The 731-nt window shown below is 63.1% G+C and carries 1 protein-coding gene and 1 pseudogene; both read right to left on the bottom strand.

What is annotated here, in order from left to right; translation table 11 throughout:
• Positions 1-239: pseudogene (locus LG367_RS18350) on the bottom strand (PA domain-containing protein); the annotation flags it as partial.
• On the bottom strand, positions 236-731 hold a 496-nt coding region (locus LG367_RS18345), incomplete at its 5' end, for a hypothetical protein (RefSeq protein WP_226470716.1). The pseudogene LG367_RS18350 and the gene LG367_RS18345, both read right to left, overlap by 4 nt.

Raw genomic sequence — 731 nt, 5'->3', positions numbered from 1 at the left:
ATTTCGACGTCGCTCTTGAGCAGCGCGCCCCACAGATCCATCGCGTATTGATAGGTGATCCGGCGCTGTTCGCCGACCGTGGTGCCAGGGTTCCCGCCCACTGGGGTCACCGGCGTCATCTCGTTCAAACCGACGCCGGGTTTGTCCTGATTGACGAGCACGATCTTGGCGGCATGCGCTTGCGCGGCGAACAACAAGGTTGCTGCGGCGAGGTGGCATGCGAAGGACAGTTTGCTCATGGTGTATCCCCCGCGCTGTTTTCGCGGGTCGAATCGGCTGGATCGTGCGAGGCCTTCATCGTGCCATCTTCGTCGAGCACGCCGACGATCGGCTGGATCTGCTCACGCGCGGTCTTCACCACCACGATGCCCTGAGCATTGGGCTTGGCCGCGCGGAACGCTTCGGCGACGGTCACCGGCATTGCATGCAAGCTTTCGTTGACCGCGCGCGACTGGCTGCGCTGTTGCGCGGAACGCCTTTCGCCGCGCGCGTTCAGGCGCTGCTCGATTTCCTTCTGAATCAGGCCGCGCCGCTTGCCGCTGGCCGGATCGACAACCACCTGCGACGTGCCCAGTACAGCCGCGTAATCCGGTACTTCACCGCGTCCACCGGTGCTTTGCGCGTTTGCGCCGCCTGTAGCTGCGACTGTCAGCGTGACCAGACCCACGAGCCGCATCACGTGTTGTTTTCCGCTCATTCGACACTCTCCTATCAATGAAGAAACGCCGGGG

The organism is Luteimonas panaciterrae (assembly GCF_020511115.1).
GTDB lineage: Bacteria > Pseudomonadota > Gammaproteobacteria > Xanthomonadales > Xanthomonadaceae > Luteimonas > Luteimonas panaciterrae.
Note: the sequence above shows the minus strand (reverse complement) of the source record. Positions and strands in the feature narration are given on the sequence as shown.